15 protein-coding genes and 1 pseudogene are annotated in these 21,590 nt (G+C 65.1%); 8 read left to right on the top strand and 8 right to left on the bottom strand.

Annotated elements, in window-relative coordinates; genetic code table 11:
• The first annotated feature begins 174 nt into the window (after window positions 1-174).
• The 7 genes from rplK (at window position 175) to EJJ38_RS13480 (ending at window position 12,984) form a co-directional block, all read left to right on the top strand.
• Window positions 175-624 carry a 50S ribosomal protein L11 gene (gene rplK, locus EJJ38_RS13510; RefSeq protein WP_127090671.1) on the top strand — a complete coding sequence of 150 codons (450 nt, stop codon included), beginning with the start codon at window positions 175-177 and terminating at the stop codon, window positions 622-624.
• Between the two features lie 5 nt (window positions 625-629).
• Entirely contained in the window at window positions 630-1,334 is a 705-nt protein-coding gene (rplA, locus tag EJJ38_RS13505; protein WP_127090670.1) for a 50S ribosomal protein L1, read from the top strand.
• 594 nt (window positions 1,335-1,928) lie between these two features.
• Window positions 1,929-2,447: a 50S ribosomal protein L10 gene (gene rplJ / locus EJJ38_RS13500; RefSeq protein ID WP_127090669.1), complete on the top strand. Its 519-nt coding sequence runs from the start codon at window positions 1,929-1,931 to the stop codon at window positions 2,445-2,447.
• Between the two features lie 51 nt (window positions 2,448-2,498).
• Window positions 2,499-2,876 (top strand): 50S ribosomal protein L7/L12, encoded by a 378-nt coding sequence (rplL, locus tag EJJ38_RS13495; RefSeq protein ID WP_127090668.1) that lies wholly within the window; start codon window positions 2,499-2,501, stop codon window positions 2,874-2,876.
• Between the two features lie 232 nt (window positions 2,877-3,108).
• Window positions 3,109-7,239, top strand: a complete 4,131-nt coding sequence (rpoB, locus tag EJJ38_RS13490; protein WP_127090667.1) for a DNA-directed RNA polymerase subunit beta — start codon at window positions 3,109-3,111, stop codon at window positions 7,237-7,239.
• Window positions 7,240-7,357: 118 nt separating this feature from the next.
• On the top strand, window positions 7,358-11,536 hold the full coding sequence (gene rpoC / locus EJJ38_RS13485; RefSeq protein WP_127090666.1) for a DNA-directed RNA polymerase subunit beta': 4,179 nt from the start codon (window positions 7,358-7,360) through the stop codon (window positions 11,534-11,536).
• A gap of 251 nt (window positions 11,537-11,787) precedes the next feature.
• The gene (locus EJJ38_RS13480; RefSeq protein WP_127090665.1) at window positions 11,788-12,984 is read left to right on the top strand and encodes an ABC transporter substrate-binding protein; all 1,197 of its coding nucleotides are present in this window, start codon (window positions 11,788-11,790) and stop codon (window positions 12,982-12,984) included.
• A 155-nt stretch (window positions 12,985-13,139) separates the two neighbouring features.
• Here EJJ38_RS13480 and EJJ38_RS13475 read toward each other — a convergent pair whose 3' ends face one another.
• The 4 genes from EJJ38_RS13475 to EJJ38_RS13460 form a co-directional block, all read right to left on the bottom strand.
• Entirely contained in the window at window positions 13,140-15,248 is a 2,109-nt protein-coding gene (locus EJJ38_RS13475) for a M10 family metallopeptidase (protein WP_127090664.1), read from the bottom strand.
• Between the two features lie 226 nt (window positions 15,249-15,474).
• Window positions 15,475-16,872 carry an ATP-binding protein gene (locus tag EJJ38_RS13470; protein ID WP_420836888.1) on the bottom strand — a complete coding sequence of 466 codons (1,398 nt, stop codon included), beginning with the start codon at window positions 16,870-16,872 and terminating at the stop codon, window positions 15,475-15,477.
• A complete protein-coding gene (locus EJJ38_RS13465; RefSeq protein ID WP_127090663.1) occupies window positions 16,869-17,588 on the bottom strand; it encodes a response regulator in 720 nt (239 codons plus the stop codon). Before EJJ38_RS13465 ends, EJJ38_RS13470 begins: the two co-directional genes overlap by 4 nt.
• 5 nt (window positions 17,589-17,593) lie before the next feature.
• Window positions 17,594-18,145 (bottom strand): MarR family winged helix-turn-helix transcriptional regulator, encoded by a 552-nt coding sequence (locus tag EJJ38_RS13460; protein WP_127090662.1) that lies wholly within the window; start codon window positions 18,143-18,145, stop codon window positions 17,594-17,596.
• Between the two features lie 210 nt (window positions 18,146-18,355).
• On the opposite strand from EJJ38_RS13460, the gene EJJ38_RS13455 reads away from it, so the two are divergent.
• Entirely contained in the window at window positions 18,356-19,243 is an 888-nt protein-coding gene (locus EJJ38_RS13455; RefSeq protein ID WP_127090661.1) for a branched-chain amino acid aminotransferase, read from the top strand.
• Between the two features lie 76 nt (window positions 19,244-19,319).
• Here the strand turns inward: EJJ38_RS13455 and EJJ38_RS13450 are convergent, their stop codons facing one another.
• The 4 genes and pseudogenes from EJJ38_RS13450 to EJJ38_RS13435 all read right to left on the bottom strand — a co-directional run.
• A complete protein-coding gene (locus EJJ38_RS13450; protein WP_127090660.1) occupies window positions 19,320-19,823 on the bottom strand; it encodes a hypothetical protein in 504 nt (167 codons plus the stop codon).
• Window positions 19,824-19,837: 14 nt separating this feature from the next.
• Entirely contained in the window at window positions 19,838-20,338 is a 501-nt protein-coding gene (locus tag EJJ38_RS13445) for an STY0301 family protein (RefSeq protein ID WP_127090659.1), read from the bottom strand.
• Complete coding sequence (locus tag EJJ38_RS13440) at window positions 20,335-21,309, bottom strand: antibiotic biosynthesis monooxygenase (protein WP_127090658.1); 975 nt, start codon at window positions 21,307-21,309, stop codon at window positions 20,335-20,337. The genes EJJ38_RS13445 and EJJ38_RS13440 overlap by 4 nt, the downstream gene beginning before the upstream one ends.
• Window positions 21,310-21,315: 6 nt before the next feature.
• Window positions 21,316-21,590 (bottom strand): annotated as a pseudogene (locus tag EJJ38_RS13435) (amidohydrolase family protein); the annotation flags it as partial.

Here is a 21,590-nt window from a genome sequence, read left to right as displayed (position 1 = left end):
CTTCCCGGCGGCGCTTGGCGTCGGTGGGAAGGCGGAGCCGGGTGATCCCGGTTCGCAAGACGTGGGAGGTGACGGGGCGTCTCGCCAATGCCCCGATGATCCGCACCACGGACCCTGGCCGATCCCACCCTGCCATTCGAGGCGGGGGTGTCGGCGTTTATTCGGGAGTTTGACATGGCGAAGAAAATTACCGGCTACATCAAGCTGCAGGTCGCCGCCGGCAGCGCCAACCCGGCGCCGCCCATCGGCCCGGCGCTCGGCCAGCGCGGCCTGAACATCATGGAGTTCTGCAAGGCGTTCAATGCCGCCACGCAGAAGGAAGAGAAGGGGATGCCCATCCCCGTCGTCATCACGGTCTACCAGGACCGCTCCTTCACCTTCGAGATGAAGAGCCCCCCGGTTTCCTACTTCCTCAAGAAGGCCGCCGGCCTCGAGACGAAGAAGAAGCCCGGCTCCGGTTCCAAGACCCCCGGCAAGGGCACGACCGTCGGCAAGGTCTCTCGTGCGCAGCTCAATGAGATCGCGGCGACGAAGATGAAGGATCTGAACTGCGACACGGTTGAATCCGCTGTGCGCATGCTCGAAGGCTCGGCCCGGTCCATGGGCCTCCAGGTTCAGGGGTGACGACGATGGCAAAGCTCGGCAAGCGCATTAGCGCGACTCGCGACGGCATCGACCGCCTGAAGCTGTATGGCCTCGACGAGGCGCTGGCGCTCCTGAAGGAGCGGACCACCGCCAAGTTCGATGAGACCATCGAAGTGGCGCTCAATCTGGGCGTCGATCCCCGCCATGCGGACCAGATGGTGCGCGGCGTGTGCAACCTGCCCAACGGCTCCGGCCGCACGGTGCGCGTGGCGGTGTTCGCCCGTGGCGCCAAGGCGGATGAGGCGAAGGCCGCGGGCGCGGACATCGTCGGCGCCGAAGACCTGCTGGAGAGCATCCAGGGCGGCACCATCGATTTCGATCGCTGCATCGCCACCCCGGACCTGATGCCGCTGGTCGGCCGTCTCGGCAAGGTGCTCGGCCCGCGCGGCCTGATGCCGAACCCGAAGGTCGGCACCGTCACCATGGACGTGAAGGGCGCCGTCGCCGCCGCCAAGGGCGGCGCGGTGGAGTTCCGCGTCGAGAAGGCGGGTATCATCCATGCCGGTATCGGCAAGGCCTCGTTCCCGGCCGACAAGCTCGCCGAGAACATCCGCGCCTTCGCTGACGCGGTGGTGAAGGCGAAGCCGACGGGCGCCAAGGGCACCTATCTGCAGCGCGTCGCCGTCAGCTCCACCATGGGCCCCGGCATCAAGGTCGAGCCCGCGACGGTCGTCGCCTCCGGCGCGTGATCGCTTCCAGGATGCGGGTGCCTCGGGCGCCCGCATCTTGGCACATGCGCCCTTCTCTCCGTGAAAGGAGAGGCTTGGGCGTCATGATGGGATATGTGGAAAGGGCGTGACAACGCGTCCTTTACCCTTTATAGAATCCGTTCCCCGGCGATGGATACATTGACGAGGGACGTTAAGGCTTCCACGTCGGAAACGGCGTCGGAGGGGCTGGGAGGGTTCGCCCGCCCGGCCTTTATGTTCATCCTGATATCGGCATGCCGGTGCCGGGATGGGCAAGTCCTGTCCGAGACTGCAGGCGCCGCGCTTCGTGCGTGGCTTAATCCTCGAAGCCGCCTGAGGGCGGCATATGTGAGGGCCAGCATAGACGGGTGAAGACCGGAATTTTTTCAGGTGGCGCTCCCGCGCTGCCGGTGAAGGTCGGTTCGAACCAGCACCTTGTGGCCGGTGACCCGGATCCCGAGGGGACAGGGCATGTGAGCGTCGCGCGAAGCGCGGCGGGCATGTCCATCAGGACGGTCCGCCCCGGACGGGCGACAAGGTGCAACCGGCGGCGCCAGTTTTCTGGTTCCGCCACAGGCTTAAAGAGAGCCAGACGTGGATCGAGCGGAAAAACAACAGCTCGTCACGACGCTTTCCGAGGTGTTCAAGAGCACTTCGGTCGTCGTGGTGGCCCACTATTCCGGCCTCACCGTGGCCCAGATGTCGAAACTGCGTCGGCAGATGAAGGCCAATGGTGCGACCGTGAAGGTGGCTAAAAACCGCCTCGCCAAAATCGCTCTGGAAGGCTCCGATGTCGCCCATGTGGCGCCCCTGCTGAAGGGGCCCACCATCATCGCTTATTCGAGCGATCCGGTGGCGGCGCCGAAGGTGGCTGTCGAGTTTGCCAAGACGAACGACAAGTTCGTCATTCTTGGCGGAGCGATGGGCACGACGGCCCTGAATCCCGACGGTGTGAAGGCGCTTGCCACACTGCCGTCGCTGGACGAACTGCGTGCGAAGTTGGTCGGCCTCATCCAGGCCCCGGCCACGAAGATCGCCCAGCTCACGACTGCGCCGGCGGCCAAGCTTGCCCGCGTGTTCGGGGCCTATGCCAAACAGGACGAAGCCGCGTGAGGCGGTTGGATCTCGCAAACCTGACATTCGAACCTATCTTAGGAACATACCATGGCTGATCTGACCAAGCTCGTTGACGAGCTGTCCTCCCTCACCGTTCTCGAGGCCGCCGAGCTGGCGAAGCTCCTCGAAGAGAAGTGGGGCGTTTCCGCCGCTGCCGCCGTTGCGGTTGCGGCTGCCCCGGCCGGCGGCGCTGCCGCTGCGGCCGTTGAGGAGCAGACCGAGTTCACCGTTGTCCTGGCTGCCGCCGGCGACAAGAAGATCGAGGTCATCAAGGAAGTGCGCGCCATCACCGGCCTGGGCCTGAAAGAGGCCAAGGATCTGGTGGAAGGCGCTCCCAAGCCCGTCAAGGAAAGCGTTTCCAAGGACGAGGCCGAGAAGCTCAAGGCTCAGCTCGAGAAGGCTGGCGCCAAGGTCGAGCTCAAGTGAGCTTGTGACATTCGCGGCCCCGGGAGCAATCCCGGGGCCGTTTGCCCCGCTGGGGGATGGACGGTTCTCCGGGCAGCCGCTTGCGACTGCACGGTGAGCCGTTTCGGCGCGGAATGGGATGGTGTTTCACCACCCCGCGTTTCCGCCGGAATGGTGGTGGGTCGGTGGGCCGCCGCGGAAGCCTTTCTCCGGAAAGGCCGGGCCCTGAGGACCAGGACGGACGAGGATCGAGATGGCGCAAACGTTCACCGGTCGCAAGCGAATCCGCAAATTCTTCGGCAAGATCAAAGAAGTGGCTGAGATGCCGAACCTCATTGAGGTTCAGAAGGCATCCTATGACCAGTTCCTGCAGGTCGAAGAGCCGAAGGGCGGACGCGCGGACGACGGTCTCCAGGCGGTGTTCAAGTCGGTATTCCCCATCTCCGACTTCTCCGGCGCCGCCATGCTGGAGTTCGTGCGCTATGAGTTCGAAGCTCCCAAGTATGACGTGGACGAATGCCGCCAGCGCGGCATCACCTTCGCGGCTCCGCTGAAGGTCACGCTCCGCCTCATCGTGTTCGATGTGGACCCGGACACCGGCGCCAAGTCCGTGAAGGACATCAAGGAGCAGGACGTCTATACGGGCGACATCCCGCTGATGACCATGAACGGCACGTTCATCGTCAACGGCACGGAGCGCGTCATCGTCTCCCAGATGCACCGTTCGCCGGGCGTGTTCTTCGACCACGACAAGGGCAAGACCCATTCTTCGGGCAAGCTGCTCTTCGCGGCGCGCATCATCCCCTATCGCGGATCCTGGCTCGACATCGAGTTCGACGCCAAGGACATCGTGTTCGCGCGCATCGACCGTCGCCGCAAGATTCCGGTGACGAGCCTGCTCTATGCGCTGGGCCTCGATTCCGAAGAGATCCTCGACACCTTCTACGAGAAGATCCTCTATTCGCGCGCCAAGGATGGCTGGCGGATGCCGTTCGATCCCAAGCGGATGAAGGGCTACAAGGCCGTCTCCGACATGGTGGACGCGGACACCGGCGAAGTGGTGGTCGAGGCCGGCAAGAAGCTGACCGTGCGCGCCGCCCGCCAGCTTGCCGAGAAGGGCCTGAAGGCCCTCAAGATCTCCGACGAGGAGATGGTCGGCCAGTATATCGCCGAGGATCTGGTTGATGGCGCCACCGGCGAGATCAACGCGGAAGCCGGCGACGAGGTGACCGAGAAGCTGCTGAAGGTGCTTGAGGAGGCGGGTTACAACGAGATTCCGATCCTCGACATCGACCACGTCAATACCGGCGCCTACATCCGCAACACGCTCTCGGCCGACAAGAACGTGACGCGCGAGGATGCGCTGTTCGACATCTACCGCGTGATGCGTCCGGGCGAGCCGCCGACGATCGACAGCGCCCAGGCCATGTTCCACTCGCTGTTCTTCGACAGCGAGCGCTATGACCTGTCCGCGGTCGGCCGCGTGAAGATGAACATGCGCCTCGACCTGGACTGCCCCGACACGGTGCGCACCCTGCGCCGCGAGGACATCCTGGCCGTCATCAAGACGCTCGTTGAGCTGCGCGACGGCAAGGGCGAGATCGACGACATCGACCATCTCGGCAATCGCCGCGTGCGCTCGGTCGGCGAGCTCATGGAGAACCAGTACCGCATCGGCCTGCTGCGTATGGAGCGCGCCATCAAGGAACGCATGTCCTCCGTGGACATCGACACCGTGATGCCGCAGGACCTGATCAATGCGAAGCCGGTTGCGGCGGCGGTGCGCGAGTTCTTCGGCTCGTCCCAGCTCTCGCAGTTCATGGACCAAACCAACCCGCTCTCCGAGATCACCCATAAGCGCCGCCTCTCGGCGCTTGGCCCGGGCGGCCTCACCCGCGAGCGGGCGGGCTTCGAGGTGCGCGACGTGCACCCGACCCACTATGGCCGCATCTGCCCCATCGAGACGCCGGAAGGGCCGAATATCGGCCTGATCAACTCGCTGGCCACCTTCGCCCGCGTGAACAAGTACGGCTTCATCGAGACCCCCTACCGCAAGGTGGTGGACGGGCATGTGACCGACGAGGTGGTCTACCTCTCCGCCATGGAGGAGGGGAAATACTACGTCGCGCAGGCCAACATTCCCCTTGATGCGAACGGCCGGTTCGAGGAAGACTTGATCGTCTGCCGCCATGCGGGCGACGTTCTTCTCGTCACCCCCGACCGCGTCGACTTCATGGACGTGTCGCCCAAGCAACTCGTGTCGGTGGCGGCCGCGCTCATCCCGTTCCTTGAGAACGACGACGCGAACCGCGCGCTCATGGGCTCGAACATGCAGCGCCAGGCCGTGCCGCTCGTGCGCTCGCAGGCCCCGCTGGTGGGCACTGGAATGGAGGCCGTTGTGGCCCGCGATTCCGGCGCCGCCATCGCCGCCCGCCGCACCGGCATCATCGACCAGGTGGATGCGACCCGTATCGTTATCCGCGCCACCGAGGAGGCGGATCCGTCCAAGTCGGGCGTGGATATCTACCGCCTGATGAAGTTCCAGCGCTCCAACCAGTCCACCTGCATCAACCAGCGTCCGCTGGTGCGCGTGGGTGACGTGGTGCGCAAGGGCGACATCATCGCCGACGGTCCCTCGACCGAACTCGGCGAGCTGGCGCTCGGCCGGAACGTGCTCGTCGCGTTCATGCCGTGGAACGGCTACAACTTCGAAGATTCGATCCTGCTCTCGGAGAACATCGTCAAGGAAGACGTGTTCACCTCGATCCATATCGAGGAATTCGAGGCCATGGCCCGCGACACGAAGCTGGGCCCGGAGGAAATCACCCGCGACATTCCCAACGTCTCGGAAGAGGCGCTGAAGAATCTCGACGAGGCCGGCATCGTCTATATCGGCGCGGAAGTGCGCGCCGGCGACATCCTGGTGGGCAAGATCACCCCCAAGGGCGAGAGCCCGATGACGCCGGAAGAGAAGCTGCTGCGCGCCATCTTCGGCGAGAAGGCGGCGGACGTGCGCGACACCTCGCTCCGCCTGCCCCCGGGCACCACGGGCACCATCGTTGAAGTGCGCGTGTTCAACCGCCACGGCGTGGACAAGGACGAGCGTGCCCTGGCCATCGAGCGCGAGGAGATCGAGCGTCTCGCCAAGGACCGTGACGACGAGCAGGCGATCCTGGACCGCAACGTCTATGGCCGTCTCACCGAGCTGCTGGACGGCAAGGTGGGCATCGCCGGTCCCAAGGGCTTCAAGAAGGACACGGAGATCACCAGGGCCGCGCTGGGCGACTTCCCGCGCTCGCAGTGGTGGCTGTTCGCCGTGGCCGACGACGCCCTCATGTCCGAGATCGAGGCGATCCGCGCGCAGTATGACGAGTCCAAGAAGCGCCTTGAGCAGCGCTTCCTGGACAAGGTCGAGAAGCTGCAGCGGGGCGACGAGCTGCCCCCCGGCGTGATGAAGATGGTCAAGGTCTTCGTCGCGGTGAAGCGCAAGATCCAGCCCGGCGACAAGATGGCGGGCCGCCACGGCAACAAGGGCGTGGTCTCGCGCATCGTTCCCGTGGAGGACATGCCGTTCCTCGAGGACGGCACCAATGTGGACATCGTGCTGAACCCGCTGGGCGTGCCGAGCCGCATGAATGTGGGCCAGATCCTGGAGACCCATCTGGGCTGGGCCTGCGCGGGCCTCGGCCGGCAGGTGGCCGCCGCGGTGGACGCCTATTATGCCAAGCAGGACGAGAGCGGCCTGCGCGGGACGCTGGAGAGCATCTACGGCAAGGACGACATCGCCCCGCTGAAGTCGGGCGAGTTGGTCGAGCTGTCGGAAAATCTCCGCAAGGGCGTGCCCATGGCAACCCCGGTGTTCGACGGCGCCCATGAGGCGGATATCGAGACCCAGCTGGAGAAGGCGGGCCTCGACCAGTCCGGCCAGTCCACGCTGTTCGACGGCCGCACGGGTGAGCCCTTCGACCGTAAGGTCACGGTGGGCTACATCTACATGCTGAAGCTCCACCATCTCGTGGACGACAAGATCCACGCGCGCTCCATCGGCCCCTACTCGCTCGTCACCCAGCAGCCGCTGGGCGGAAAGGCGCAGTTCGGCGGTCAGCGCTTCGGCGAAATGGAAGTGTGGGCGCTGGAAGCCTATGGCGCGGCCTACACGCTCCAGGAGATGCTCACCGTGAAGTCGGACGACGTGGCCGGCCGCACCAAGGTCTACGAGGCCATCGTGCGCGGCGAAGATACGTTCGAGAGCGGCATTCCCGAGAGCTTCAACGTGCTCGTGAAGGAAATGCGCTCGCTCGGCCTCAATGTTGAGCTGCTCAACTCCAAGACCGGGCGCAGCGTGAATTCCGGCACCCGAGAGAACCTGCCGGCAGCCGAGTGAGGCTGCCCCCATACGGGCGGAGGCGACGCGCCTCCGCCTTGGTGCCGAATAGCGAATTTCCCGGCGCGACCCCTCAAGGACGGCATGAGGGCGAGGCGCCGAGCCGAAGGAGACGGCGATGAATCAAGAGGTGATGAATCTCTTTAATCCGGCGACCCCGGCTCCGACCTTTGATCAGATCAAGATCTCGATCGCGAGCCCCGATAAGATCGCCTCCTGGTCCTATGGCGAGATCAAGAAGCCTGAGACCATCAACTACCGCACCTTCAAGCCGGAGCGGGACGGGCTGTTCTGCGCCCGTATCTTCGGGCCCATCAAGGATTACGAGTGCTTGTGCGGCAAGTACAAGCGCATGAAGTACAAGGGCATCATCTGCGAGAAGTGCGGCGTCGAAGTCACGCTGTCGCGGGTGCGCCGCGAGCGCATGGGCCATATCGAACTGGCCGCGCCCGTCGCCCATATCTGGTTCCTGAAGTCGCTCCCGAGCCGCATCGGCCTGCTGCTCGACATGACGCTCAAGGACCTCGAGCGCATCCTGTACTTCGAGTATTTCGTGGTGATCGAGCCGGGCCTGACCCCGCTCAAGTACCGCCAGCTGCTCTCCGAGGACGACTATCTGCGCGCCCAGGAAGAGTTCGGCGATGATAGCTTCACCGCCATGATCGGCGCCGAGGCGATCCGCGAGCTGCTGCGCGCCATGGATCTGGACAAGATCGCGGCCGACCTGCGCGTGGAGATTTCGGAGGCGACCACCGAGCTGAAGCCCAAGAAGCTCGCCAAGCGCCTGAAGATCGTCGAGGCCTTCCAGCTCTCCGGCAACAAGCCGGAATGGATGATCCTGACCCATGTCCCGGTCATCCCGCCGGACCTGCGCCCGCTGGTCCCGCTGGACGGCGGCCGCTTCGCGACCTCCGACCTAAACGATCTCTATCGTCGCGTCATCAACCGCAACAACCGCCTGAAGCGCCTCATCGAGCTGCGCGCGCCGGACATCATCATCCGCAACGAGAAGCGCATGCTTCAGGAAGCGGTTGATGCGCTGTTCGACAACGGGCGCCGCGGCCGCGTCATCACGGGCGCCAACAAGCGTCCGCTGAAGTCGCTCGCCGACATGCTGAAGGGCAAGCAGGGCCGGTTCCGTCAGAACCTGCTCGGCAAGCGCGTGGACTATTCCGGCCGCTCGGTGATCGTGGTGGGCCCGGAGATGAAGCTCCACCAGTGCGGCCTTCCCAAGAAGATGGCGCTGGAGCTGTTCAAGCCCTTCATCTATGCGCGCCTCGACGCCAAGGGCCATTCGGCCACGGTGAAGCAGGCGAAGAAGCTGGTGGAGAAGGAGCGTCCCGAGGTTTGGGATATCCTCGACGAAGTCATCCGCGAGCATCCCGTGATGCTGAACCGCGCACCGACGCTCCACCGCCTGGGCATCCAGGCGTTCGAGCCGGTGCTCATCGAAGGCAAGGCGATCCAGCTTCACCCGCTGGTCTGCTCGGCCTTCAACGCGGACTTCGACGGCGACCAGATGGCCGTGCACGTTCCCCTCTCGCTGGAAGCCCAGCTCGAGGCGCGCGTGCTCATGATGTCCACCAACAACATCCTGCACCCGGCGAACGGCGCGCCCATCATCGTGCCCTCGCAGGACATCGTGCTGGGTCTCTATTATCTCTCCATCATGCGCGAGAAAGAGCCCGGCGAGGGCATGATGTTCGCGGATATGGGCGAGATCGATCACGCGCTGGCGGCCAAGTCCATCACCCTGCACACCAAGGTCAGGGGCCGCTACATCGGCGTGGACGCCGACGGCAAGCGCATGTCCAAGATCTATGAGACCACGCCCGGTCGCATGAAGATCGGCGAACTGCTGCCGAAGCACCCGAAGGTTCCCTACGACGTCGTCAACAAGCTGATGACGAAGAAGGAAATCTCCAACATGATCGACGCGGTGTACCGTCACTGCGGGCAGAAGGAGAGCGTGATTTTCTGCGATCGCATCATGGCGCTCGGCTTCCACAACGCCTTCAAGGCGGGCATCTCCTTCGGCAAGGACGACATGGTCGTGCCGAAGAAGAAGTGGGACCTCGTGGAGGAGACCCGGGCCCTCACGAAGGAATACGAGCAGCAGTATAATGACGGCCTGATCACGCAGGGCGAGAAGTACAACAAGGTCGTGGATGCGTGGGGCAAGTGCACCGACCGCATCGCGGACGAGATGATGAAGGAAATCTCGGCGGTCCGTAAGGATCCCGAGACCGGCCGGGACAGGCAGATCAACTCGATCTACATGATGTCCCACTCCGGAGCGCGTGGGTCGCCCGCTCAGATGAAGCAGCTTGCCGGCATGCGTGGCCTCATGGCCAAGCCGTCGGGCGAGATCATCGAGAGCCCGATCATCTCGAACTTCAAGGAAGGCCTGACCGTGATGGAGTACTTCAACTCCACCCACGGCGCCCGTAAGGGGCTGGCCGACACCGCCTTGAAGACCGCGAACTCGGGTTACCTCACCCGCCGTCTCGTGGACGTGGCGCAGGATTCCATCATCACCGAGCGCGATTGCGGCTCGCAGAATGGCATCCACATGCGCGCCATCATCGACAGCGGCCAGATCGTCGCTTCGCTGTCCTCGCGTGTTCTGGGCCGCACGGCCGTGGAAGACGTGGTGGAGCCGGCGACCGGCACCGTCATCGTCCCCAAGGGCATGATGATTGAGGAGCCGCATGCTGAGCGGATCAACAAGTCCGGCATCCAGGAGATCAAGATCCGGTCGGTGCTGACCTGCGAGACCCGTAACGGCGTGTGCGGCACCTGCTACGGGCGCGATCTCGCCCGCGGCACGCCCGTCAATATGGGCGAGGCGGTCGGCGTCATCGCGGCGCAGTCCATCGGTGAGCCGGGCACCCAGCTCACCATGCGCACCTTCCACATCGGCGGCGCCGCGCAGCTCGCGGATTCGTCCTTCGTGGAAACCAATTTCGAGGGCATCGTCCGCATCCGGAACCGGAATGTGGCGCGCAACTCGGAAGGCGATCTGATCGTCATGGCCCGCAACCTTGCGGTCGTGGTGGTGGATGTGGACGGCACCGAGCGCGCCGTGCACCGCGTGCAGTACGGCTCGCGCCTGAAGGTGGACGAGGGCGATACGGTGAAGCGCGGCCAGCGCATCGCCGAGTGGGACCCCTACACCCGCCCGATCCTGACCGAAGTGGACGGTGTCGTGGGCTTCGAGGACCTGGTCGAAGGCCAGTCCATGAACGAAGCCATCGACGAGGCGACCGGCATCGCCAAGCGCGTGGTCACCGACACCCGCGCGGTGCGCGGCGCGGACCTGCGCCCGGCCATCCTCATCCGGGGAGCGGACGGCAAGGTGCTGAAGCTGGCCCGCGGCGGTGACGCGCGCTACTCGCTGCCCGTGGAAGCCATCATCTCGGTGGATCCCGGCTCCTCCATCAAGGCCGGTGACGCGGTTGCCCGCGTGCCCATGGAGAGCGCCAAGACCCGCGACATCACGGGCGGCCTGCCGCGCGTGGCGGAGCTGTTCGAGGCCCGTCGTCCGAAGGATGCCGCCATCATCGCGGAAATCTCCGGCACGGTGCGTTTTGGCCGCGACTACAAGAACAAGCGCCGGCTCACCATCGAGCCGACGGACGGCGGCGATCCCGTCGAGTATCTGATCCCGAAGGGCAAGCACATCCATCTCCAGGACGGCGACGTGGTGGAGAAGGGCGACTTCCTGGTGGACGGCAACCCGGCGCCGCACGACATCCTGGCGATCAAGGGCGTGGAAGAGCTTGCGGCCTTCCTCGTGAACGAGATCCAGGAGGTCTACCGGCTCCAGGGCGTGAACATCAACGACAAGCACATCGAAGTCATCGTCCGGAACATGCTCCAGAAGGTGGAGATCGACGACGCTGGCGAGACCGAGTTCCTGGACAACGAGCAGGTGGATCGCATCGAGTTCGTCGAGGCTAACGAAAAGGCTGTGGAAGAGGGCAGGAAGCCCGCCACCGGCCATCCCGTGCTCCTCGGCATCACGAAGGCGAGCCTCCAGACCCGCTCCTTCTTCTCGGCGGCCTCGTTCCAGGAGACCACCCGCGTCCTCACCGAGGCGGCGGTTAACGGCAAGGTCGATCCGCTGGACGGCCTGAAGGAGAACGTCATCGTCGGCCGCCTCATCCCGGCTGGGACGGGTGCGCAGATGAGCAAGCTGCGCGCTGTGGCGAACTCCCGCGATGATCTCATCATCGCGACCCGCGACGGCGACAGCCAGTCGCTGGTGGAGGGCTCGGCCGACGCGGCCGAGTGATCCTTCAAGGCGCTGACGCTGAACTGAAAGAGCCGCCCCTCGGGGCGGCTCTTTTGTTTTGGGCGGGTGATGCCAACCCATCATTCAACGGATATTTGATGTGGAAAAATAAAAAACCACTAATTCAAGTGAAAATATTTGAAAGGGCGCTTCATCTCCGCTAAATGCCGGGTCCGTTCACTCCGCCGGATCCCAACGGGCGAAAGTCCCCGATTGGCGAGATGGCCTCCCAAGCATTGGTAGAGAGCATTATGCGCCTTGCCCCCCTTTGGCTGTCCGCCCTGATCCTGGGCGCCACGGCCGCGTCCGCCGCCGACCAGAAGCCCCTCAAGATCGGCGTCCTCAATGACCAGTCCGGCATCTATGCGGACATGGCCGGGCCGGGTTCGGTGATCGCGGCGCAGATGGCGGTGGAGGATTTCGGCGGCACCGTGCTGGGTCGGCCCATCGAGATCGTGGCAGGCGACCACCAGAACAAGCCGGACGTGGGCTCGGCCATCGTGTCCCGCTGGATCGACGAAGACAATGTGGATGTCATCGCCGACATCCCCACCTCTTCGGTGCTGCTGGCGGTGCAGGAGATCGGCCGCAAGAAGAACAAGCTGGTGCTCGCCTCCACGGGCGGGTCGTCCGACTTCACCGGCAAGGCCTGCGCGCCCACCGGCATCCACTGGACCTATGACACCTATGCGCTCGCCTCCGGCACCGGCGCCTCGCTGGCGAAGGACGGTCCCTGGTTCTTCATCACGGCCGACTATGCCTTCGGCACCGCCCTGGAGCGCGACACGGCGGCAGCCGTGGAGAAGAATGGGGGCAAGATCGTCGGCGGCGTGCGCCATCCCCAGGGCACGTCGGACTTCTCCTCCTACCTGCTCCAGGCGCAGGCCAAGGGCGCCAAGCTGATCGCCTTCGCCAATTCCGGCGCCGATCAGGTGAATGCCATCAAGCAGGCCAACGAGTTCGGCATCCCCCAGTCCGGCATCAAGCTGGCGGGCCTCTATCTCCACATCACCGACATCCACGCCATCGGCTTGAAGACGGCGCAGGGGCTCATCCTCACCCAGGGCTTCTACTGGGACCTGAATGACGAGACCCGCGCCTGGTCCAAGCGCTTCTACGAGCGCCACAAGGCCATGCCCACCATGGGCCAAGCGGGCACCTATTCGGCCATCCTGCACTATCTGAAGGCGGTGAAGGCCGCGGGCACCACGGACACCGAAAAGGTGGTGGCGCAGATGAAGGCGACGCCCGTGGACGACTTCTTCTCCCATGGCGGCAAGATCCGCGAGGACGGGCGCATGGTGCACGACCTCTATCTGCTGCAGGTGAAGAGCCCTGAAGAGCAGAAGTATCCCTGGGACTATCTGAAGCTGATCCGCGTCATTCCCGGCGACGAGGCCTTCCGCCCGCTCAATGAAGGCGACTGCCCGCTGGTGAAGAAGAGCTGACACGGGCTGTCCCCGGCCATCGGCCGGGGACCTGCCGGCTTCGCCCAGGCCCGTGAGGGCTTGGCCCGGGACCCAGAAACGAAAACGGCCGGCGGTGCATGATGCGCCGCCGGCCGTTCGCGTTTGAGGGATGCTCCGGGCGAACCCGGCGTCGGTCAGATGATGTAGAAAGCCGAGCTGTCGCGCACGGTGAGGACAACGTCCTGGAAGTCGTTGTCGCCGAGATCCTGGCTGATGTCCTCGAAGCCGTAACGCATGCCGTAGCCGTCCGCCGTGGTGCCGGACAGCACCTGAGCGTAGCCACCCGCATTGAGGCCGGCGGTGCTGTGGAAGATCTCCGCACCCGACAGGTAGCCGCGGCTGGCGCTATAGAGGAGCAGCGTTCCGTCGTCTACATCGGCGCTCCCGCCGCCGGAGGTGACGAAGGACAGGTCGTCCGGCAGCGCGCCAAACAGGTCGAAGCCGTCCTGAACCAGGAAGAAGCCGAGCTGCGCGCCGGCGTCGAGCGCGCCGATGTCCAGCGTCTGGCCGATGCTCGCCAGGCTGTCGGCGAACAGCACGTGGACGTCGGAGATGGTGCCATCCACGGAGATGGAATAGGCGCCGATCATGTTGCTATAGGCAGAGATCGCGCTTTCCATGGTCACGCTGTAGGTGACCGTGCCGTCGCCGGTGAGGAAGGGCGTGTTGACGATGCCGTTGATGAGATCCACATCGACGGCGACGCCTTCCTGCAGGGTCGGCAGGTAGTCCACGAAGGTGAGGCTGGTGGACGGGTCCACATCGCCGCCACGGGCCGTGGCCATGAAGGCCCCGCCCGAGAAGCCGCCGCGCAGTTCGAAGGACGCGCCATCGATGCTGACCGTGGTGGCGTCCGTGGTCACCACGAAGTCGAAGTCCGTACGCCCGGCCAGCACACCCAGCAGGTCCACCGAGTTGTTGGCGTTCAGGTCCATGACGATGTCGCCGTTCAGGTCGGCGACCTGATCGCGCAGCACGTTGATGCCGGTGCCGAAGGTGACGATATCCGCACCCGCGCCGCCGCTGATGGTGTCGTTGCCGGCACCACCGAAGATGGTGTCGTTGCCGCCACCGGCAGTGAGGGTGTTGTCCAGCTCGTTGCCGGTGATGGTGTCGTTGCCGTCGCCGGTGATGACGTTGCTGATCAGCGAGCGGGTATCGCCCTGATACACCAGGGAGTTGTAGATATTGCCCTGGGCCTGATATTCCTCGGTGCCCTGCGGCGCCATGTTGTTCAGGTCCGCGAGCTGGGCCTTCGAGAAGGTGAACCAGTGGCCGGCGCGCAGGTCGGCATACTGGTCTTCGTTGAAGTTGCTCAGGTCGTAGGTGGTGAGGGCACCTTCGGTCCACACGGTGGAGAAGATCTTGCCGGTGGAGGACACGCCGGTATTGGCCGCCCGCACGCCGTTGATGAACTGCTCGCCGGTGACGTTGTCCCAGGTATAGACGGCCTCGGTGCCGACCTTGCTGAAATTGGCGCCGTAATAAGCCTGCAGAGCCGCGATGTCGTACATCATGTAGCTCTGCGGCGCAGAGCCCACCCAGGCTTCCGTGGCGCCGTTGGTATCGGCCCCGAAGTAGCTGGCATAGGTCATGACCGAGAATTCGTTGTCGTTCTTGTCCGGCGCCAGGGCACCGTTGAAGCTCGCATCGTGTCCGTGCTTCAGACCGAACGCATGACCCATCTCATGCATGATGGTGTTGAAATGGTCGGTGCCGAAATAGTCGGTCGGCGGATTGCCGTTGCCGCCCAGATAGGTGTCGCCCGCAGCCCGGCTGTCGCTGGGAGAATAGGGGCCGCTATTGGCCGGGAAGTTCGATTCCGAACCGCCCTGGCTATATTGCGCGAAGCGGAACGTGGCGTCCTGCGCGGAAGCGGAAGTGGCCTCGACGAAGGTCAGGTTGGTGTAGGACGAGACCAGGTCGAAGGCGGTCTTCACCGCAGCCTTCTGGGCATCCGTGACTTCCTGGAAGCCGGTCAGCAGGTTGGGCGCGGGATATCCGCCCGCCACATTCGTATAGTCGGTGGTGCTGGTGGGGAAGGCATAGGTTGCGACCGTCGCAGCCTCGTCACCGCCATAGGACGTGGTCCAGCGGTAATCCATCATCACCGCGCGGGTGTTGGGATCCAGCGTGGACGTATCGATGGAGCCGCTATAGAGGCCGCCCTTGGGCAGCGAAAAGATAGCCGGGATCCAGCCGTCGGCGTCGGTGTCGTCGTTATCGGAAGCCACAGTGCTCATGGTATCCCCGCTAAGAAGAAAGAAAATGTAAGAATTGCGTAAAGCTGTTACCTTAGGTCGGCGGATCCTATTCAGCTTGGCTGTGCAGTCAAGAAGCAGAGTAGAAACTTAACCGTGGGCAGAGCGGGGGAAAGTACGAAGAAGGGGTGCGGAGGTACCCAATAGCTTGGCCTTAGCGAGCCGTTATTGCGATTCGTAGCCGGGAAAGGGCATAGCGGCTGGCGCGCTATACGGGCAGGCGCAGCGTCGCGCGCAGGCCACCCATGGGGCTGTCGGCGAGGATGATGTCGCCGCCATGGGCGCGGGCGATGTCGCGGGCGATGGAGAGGCCGAGCCCTGTGCCCCCCGCATCCTGGTTGCGCGCGGCGTCGAGGCGCAGGAAGGGGCGGAACACCTCTTCGCGCATGGCGGCGGGTATGCCCGGGCCGTCATCGTCCACGGACACCAGCAGCCAGCGCGCATCCCGCGTGCCGGTGATTTCCAGCGTGCGGGCATAGCGCACGGAATTGCTCACGAGGTTGCCCAGGCAGCGGCGCAGGGAATCCGCCTTCACATGTACCAGCGGCGGGCCCATGAAGCTCGCCCGCGCCTTGGCGCCGGAGCGTTCCGCATTGGCCCGCAGATCCTCGATCACCTGCGCCATGTCGGTGAGGGCCGTTTGTTCGCCGGGATCGCCGCGCGCGAAGGCGAGATAGGCTTCCAGCATGCCCTGCAGCTCGTCCACGTCCTTGCGCAGCGCCTCCACTTCCGGCCCCTCGGGCAGGAAGGCCAGCTCCAGGCGGAAGCGGGTGAGGATGGTGCGCATGTCGTGGGAGACGCCCGCCAGCATGGTGGTGCGCTGTTCGATCTGCCGCTCGATGCGCCGCTTCATCTCCAGGAAGGCCACAGCCGCGCGGCGCACTTCGCGCGCGCCACGCGGGCGGAAATTCTCCACATCGCGCCCTTTGCCGAAGGCTTCCGCCGCGTCCGCCAGATTCTCGATGGGACGGATCTGATTGCGCAGGAACAGGATGGCGACGGTGAGCAGCACCAGGGATGTGCCCACCATCCAGAGCAGGAAGATGTGGGTGTTGGAGGCATAGGCCGAACTGCGGGGCGCGAAGATGCGCAGCACCGAATCGGGCATCTGCACGCGCACCTCGATAAGGTCGGAGCGGCCGACCGTATCCACCCAATAGGGACGCGAGATGCGCTCGCCGATCTCGGAGGACAGGAAGCTGTCCAGCACCGAGAAGAAGGGCCGGGTGCCGGAGGCGGGCAGGGGGCCGGCGGGCAGCACGTCCACCGCCAGCTGAAGATCGGTCCAGGCGATGCGCCGGACCACGGCCCCGTCGCGGTCCTGGGGCAGGGAGGCATAGAGCGAGACCACCGCCGCGATATCGCGGCTGACGGCCGCCGAGAGGCGGCGCGTCACCATGTTGTAGTGGCGCTCCATGAACACGAAGGCCACCACCGACTGGAGCAGCACCATGGGCACGACGATGATGAGCAGCGAGCGGGGATAGAGGCCCTTGGGCGTGACGCGGTTGAACCACGCGCCGATTCCTCCGGTCAGCACCTTGAAGCGCCGCCACAGGGAAGGCGCGCGGGGGTCTCCCGCCTTCTCCCCGCTCGTGAGGCTCACGGCGTCACCACGAGCCGGTAGCCGATGCCCCGCACGGTCTGCACATGGATGGGATTGGTGGGGTCCCGCTCGATCTTGCGGCGCAGGCGGTTCACCTGAACATCCACCGCGCGTTCGCTGGCCGTGCCGTTTCCGGCAAGTGCGAGGCGCGGCACGGTCTCGCCGGGCTCCTCGGCCAGCACGCGCAGCATGTCGCGCTCGCGCTCGGTGATGCGCACCGTCTCGCCCGCGCGGCTCAACTCGCCACGGCCGAGATGGAAGAGGAAATCACCGAACCGCACTTCCTCGATGGCCTTCTGCGGCGCGGGCAAGGCGCGCTTGAGGATGGAGCCGACGCGCAGCAGCAGCTCGCGGGGCTCGAAGGGCTTGCCCAGATAATCGTCCGCGCCCACTTCCAGGCCCGCAATGCGGTCCTGCGGCTCGGAGCGGGCGGTGAGCATGAGAATGGGGACGGCGGACTGGGTGCGCAGCGACCGGGCGAGGTCGAGGCCGCTTTCCCCCGGCATCATCACGTCCAGCACCAGCAGGTCGAAGGTCAGCCCTTCCAGCCGCCCGCGCGCCTCTGCCGCTGAGGCGGCGGTGGTCACCCGGTAGCCGTGCTCGGACAGGAAGCGGGACAGGAGGCTGCGGATGCGGCTGTCGTCGTCCACCACCAGCAGGTGGGGAGCATCGTCCGCCGGGGGCGGCGGGGCGGGGCGCGGCTGGGTCTCGGGCATGGTCGTCAGGTCCGCCGGTTGCGTTCGGCACGCTGTATCAGGCGCTCGACGCTCGCGCGATCCTCGGGATCGATCATGGCCATAAGAAAGCGACGCGCATCCGCGCGCGCGCCCGGCCCGCAGGCTTCAAGAGCGCCGGCGATGCGTCGGCTCTGGATGGCGATGAATTCGTGGGCCAGCGCCTCGCCTTTCTGGGTGGGGTAGAGCAGCCGCTGGCGCCGGTCCGAGGCGCCCGCCCGGCTGTCCACGAAGCCCTCGTCCACCAGTTCGCGCAGCACGCGCCCCAGGCTCTGCTTGGTGATGCGCAGGATGTCCAGGAGGTCGGTGACACGCATGCCGGGATTGCGATTGACGAAATGCAGCACCCGGTGATGGGCGCGCCCGAAGCCGATGGGCGCCAGGATCTGGTCGGGGTCGCCCACGAAATCGCGATAGGCGAAGAAGAAAAGCTCGATCAGATCGACGAGGCCGTCGCCGCCCTGGGCGGGAGACGGGGCCGTCGATCCCGGATCGGCAGCAGCGGCCGTCTGGATGAGGGGAGGATTTATGTCAGTCATGTTGACTTTTTTCGATCCGATCGTTACTCACAGTGCCGCGCTCGCGAAATGATCGGTCTCCGGTTAGGCTTTTGGAGTTCGATCGTTGCGCTCTCGTGGGTCGAGCGTCATATCTCGGCCGCAAAATATTCCGATGTGGGCACGACTGCAAAGGTGTGGTCGTCTGGGGGTTAAAGGCCGCCTTGAAGACGGCCTAATGGAGTGAAGATCATGAGTGGAGAGCCCTTCGACAAACGTGACGGCTGGATCTGGTATGACGGCGCCCTGGTGCCGTGGCAGGACGCGAAGCTGCACGTACTCTCCCATGGCCTCCATTATGGCAGCTGCGTCTTCGAGGGCGAGCGGGCCTATGGCGGCGAGATCTTCAAGTCCAGCGCCCATTCCGAGCGCCTGCGCTTCTCCGCCGAGCAGCTGGACTTCACGATTCCCTATTCCATCCAGGAGATCGACGCGGCCAAGCGCCTGACCCTGGAGAAGAACGGGCTCGTCAACGCCTATATCCGTCCGGTCGCCTGGCGCGGCAGCGAGATGATGGGTGTCTCGGCGCAGCAGAACAAGATCCACCTCGCCATCGGCGTGTGGGAATGGCCGAGCTATTTCGATCCCGAGCAGCGCCAGAAGGGCCTGCGCCTGGACATGGCGGAGTTCCGGCGGCCCGACCCGGCCACCATTCCCTGCAAGGCCAAGGCGGCGGGTCTCTACATGATCTGCACCATCTCCAAGCATAAGGCGGAGCGGCGCGGGTTCGCCGATGCCCTGATGCTGGACTATCGCGGCTACGTGGCGGAGTGCACGGGCGCCAACATCTTCTTCGTGAAGGACGGCGTCATCCACACCCCCACCCCGGACTGCTTCCTGGACGGCATCACGCGCCGCACGGTCATCGAGCTGGCCCGCCGGCACGGCCTGGACGTGGTGGAGCGTCATATCCTGCCGGAGGAGCTGTCGAGCTTCACCGAATGCTTCATCACCGGCACGGCGGCCGAGGTGACCCCGGTGGGCGAGATCGCCGACTGGCGCTTCAAGCCCACGGGCATCACCCATCAGCTGATGGACGCCTATAGCCAGGAAGTGCAGCCGAAGAAGGTGGCGGCCTGAGCCGTCCTCGTTCCGGACTGAGACACAGAAAGCCGGGCCGCCCACGCGGCCCGGCTTTTTCATTTCCGGCGGGGGATCAGCGGCAGGCGAAGTCGGCCTTCGTATAGATGCGGCGCGTGCTGGGATCGCCGGCGTCGGTCTTGCGCACCGCATAGGTGAGGATGCAGCCGCGTACCGTGGCGGGCAGGGGGCGCTGGAGCGCGATGCCGCCCTCATAGCCGCAGGAGACCACGGCCGGAAAATCCGGTGCCTTTGCTCCTTTCGACCAGATCACATAATTCAGCGGCTGGCCCGGCTTTGCCGTCATCTCATTCTCGGCCATTCCGCTCAGCCGCTCGTTCTGCTCGTCGGCGGGCTGGGTCACTTCCGCCTCGATCAGGCGGACGGTAGCGGCGGCGAAGGCGGGCTTGAAGCCGGCCAGATTGTATTCGCGTCCCTCGAACGGAAGCTGCGCAATGGCCCCATAGGTGAGGGCCAAGGTGGGCGGGCAGGAAATGGCGAGGTCCGGTCCCGTGCCCTGCGCGTGGGCGGCGGCGGGAAGCGCGGACAGGAGGAGCGCGACGGCTGCGCTGCGTTTCATCCGGCAAAGCTCCTTCAGCGGCATGTGAACGTGGCCTTGTCCATGCCCCAGCTTCCGCCACCGGGATCCTTGCTGCGCTGGATGGCGGCGCTGCAGCCCTTGGGCCGCTCGATGGTGCGCACCAGAGAGACGCCGCCTTCATAGATGCAGGCGATGGTCACCGGCGACTGGCCGTCAAAGGCCCAGGTGATCTGCTTCTTGCCGTTGGCGACGCCGGCGATGCGGGTGCCGCTCGCCGTGAGCACCGCCACATCCTGAAGCCAGGTCTGGGACGAGGTGTCGCCGCCGACCACGATCTTGAAATCCTTGGCCTGGGCGGGATCGGCGAGGGCGACCGTGGTGGTCTTCGCGCGCTCCGGGCAGGAGATGGCGGTCTGCGCGTGCGCGGGACCCGCAGCCGCAAGGCCGAGGCCGAGCAGAAGGGCGGCGGCCCTGAAGAGGCGTGCGCCGCTTGCCGGTGCGCGAACTGTGCGGGTGGCCGGCAATGGGGTGCCGGAGCAGTCATGGCTGGTCAAACGGGCACCTTTGCCAACAGGAGTGCATAGACTGCCATGGATAGCCCATAGAGCACTATGAGCGATCCATAGCCGAGAATGTCCCGGCGCACGCCCGGATTGGGGGCGAGCCACCAGGAGAAGGTCTTGAAGATGGCGGGCACGGCCCACCAGCCGAGAATTTGGGTGCTGACCAGGTTGCCGATGAACAGCGCCGCCCAGAAGGGCACGCTCCATTCTCGTCCCAGCAGCGGGGCGCCGAGGAAATGGCCCCACAGGAACACGATGGGATAGAGGACCAGCAAGACCAGCAGGTTATTCTTGAGGATCGCCCAGCCCGAGGGCTTCGCTTCGTCCGTCCCGCGAAACCAGAAGTCGAAGCCGTAGGAGGTGCGGCTGAGGTTGAAGTCGGCCTTGACCTTGGCGCCTTCCTTCAAGAAGGCCGCGCGCTCCGGCGACTCCAGCCAGCGGGAGAGATTGGCGGCCGTATCGAAGGTGAGGATGATGATCCAATCCTCGCGCACCCCGGCGACGGGACGCTCCAGCTTGTGCCGCAGGAAGCCCGGCGCGCGGGCCTCCGCCTCATAGATGGTGCGTTGCCAGGCGAGGAAGTCCGCCTCCGCGTCGGGTCCCACCGTATAGGAGATGAAGGCGGTTGCGCCGTTCTGGGGGCGGGGGCCGCTATCGGCCAGCAGGTGTACTTCCTCCGTCGCGAGCAGATGGGGCTGGATCTCCCCCACCATCTGCGCCCGTTCGGGGGAGTTGAGCCACGCCCGCGCCGCGTCGCCATCCGAGAAACGCTGGATGATGGTCCAGTCCATATTCTCGGGCGGAGACGGGGGGATGAGCTCGTGGGCGACGAAGCCCGGCCAGGCGCGCAGGCGTTCCACCGTGCGCGCCTGCCAGCGGGCATAGGCGGCATAGCTCTCATCGGCGACCCGACGCTGGACCACCAGCGCAACGGGTCCGCCCGGCTCGGGCTTGTTCGCCACGTCCGTTCAGGCCTTCTTGTACAGTCGCTTGCCCATGACCCATGTTTCATCGACGGCGCGCTCGTCGCTGACCATCATGATGCCGAACAGGAGGTTGGCGGCTTCCTCCATGGTTTCGGGGCCGTCGCCGGAATAGGCGAGGGACTGGTGCCACTCGGTTGCCGCGGGGCCGGCATTCCAGTCCAGCGCCACGAAGTCGGCTTCCTTGCCCGGCTCGAAATTGCCCAGCACGTCGTCGATATAGAGCCCCTCGGCCCCGCCCAGCGTGATCGACCAGAAGG

The sequence above is a fragment of the Aquabacter cavernae genome (assembly GCF_003993795.1).
Lineage (GTDB): Bacteria > Pseudomonadota > Alphaproteobacteria > Rhizobiales > Xanthobacteraceae > Aquabacter > Aquabacter cavernae.
Note: the sequence above shows the minus strand (reverse complement) of the source record. Positions and strands in the feature narration are given on the sequence as shown.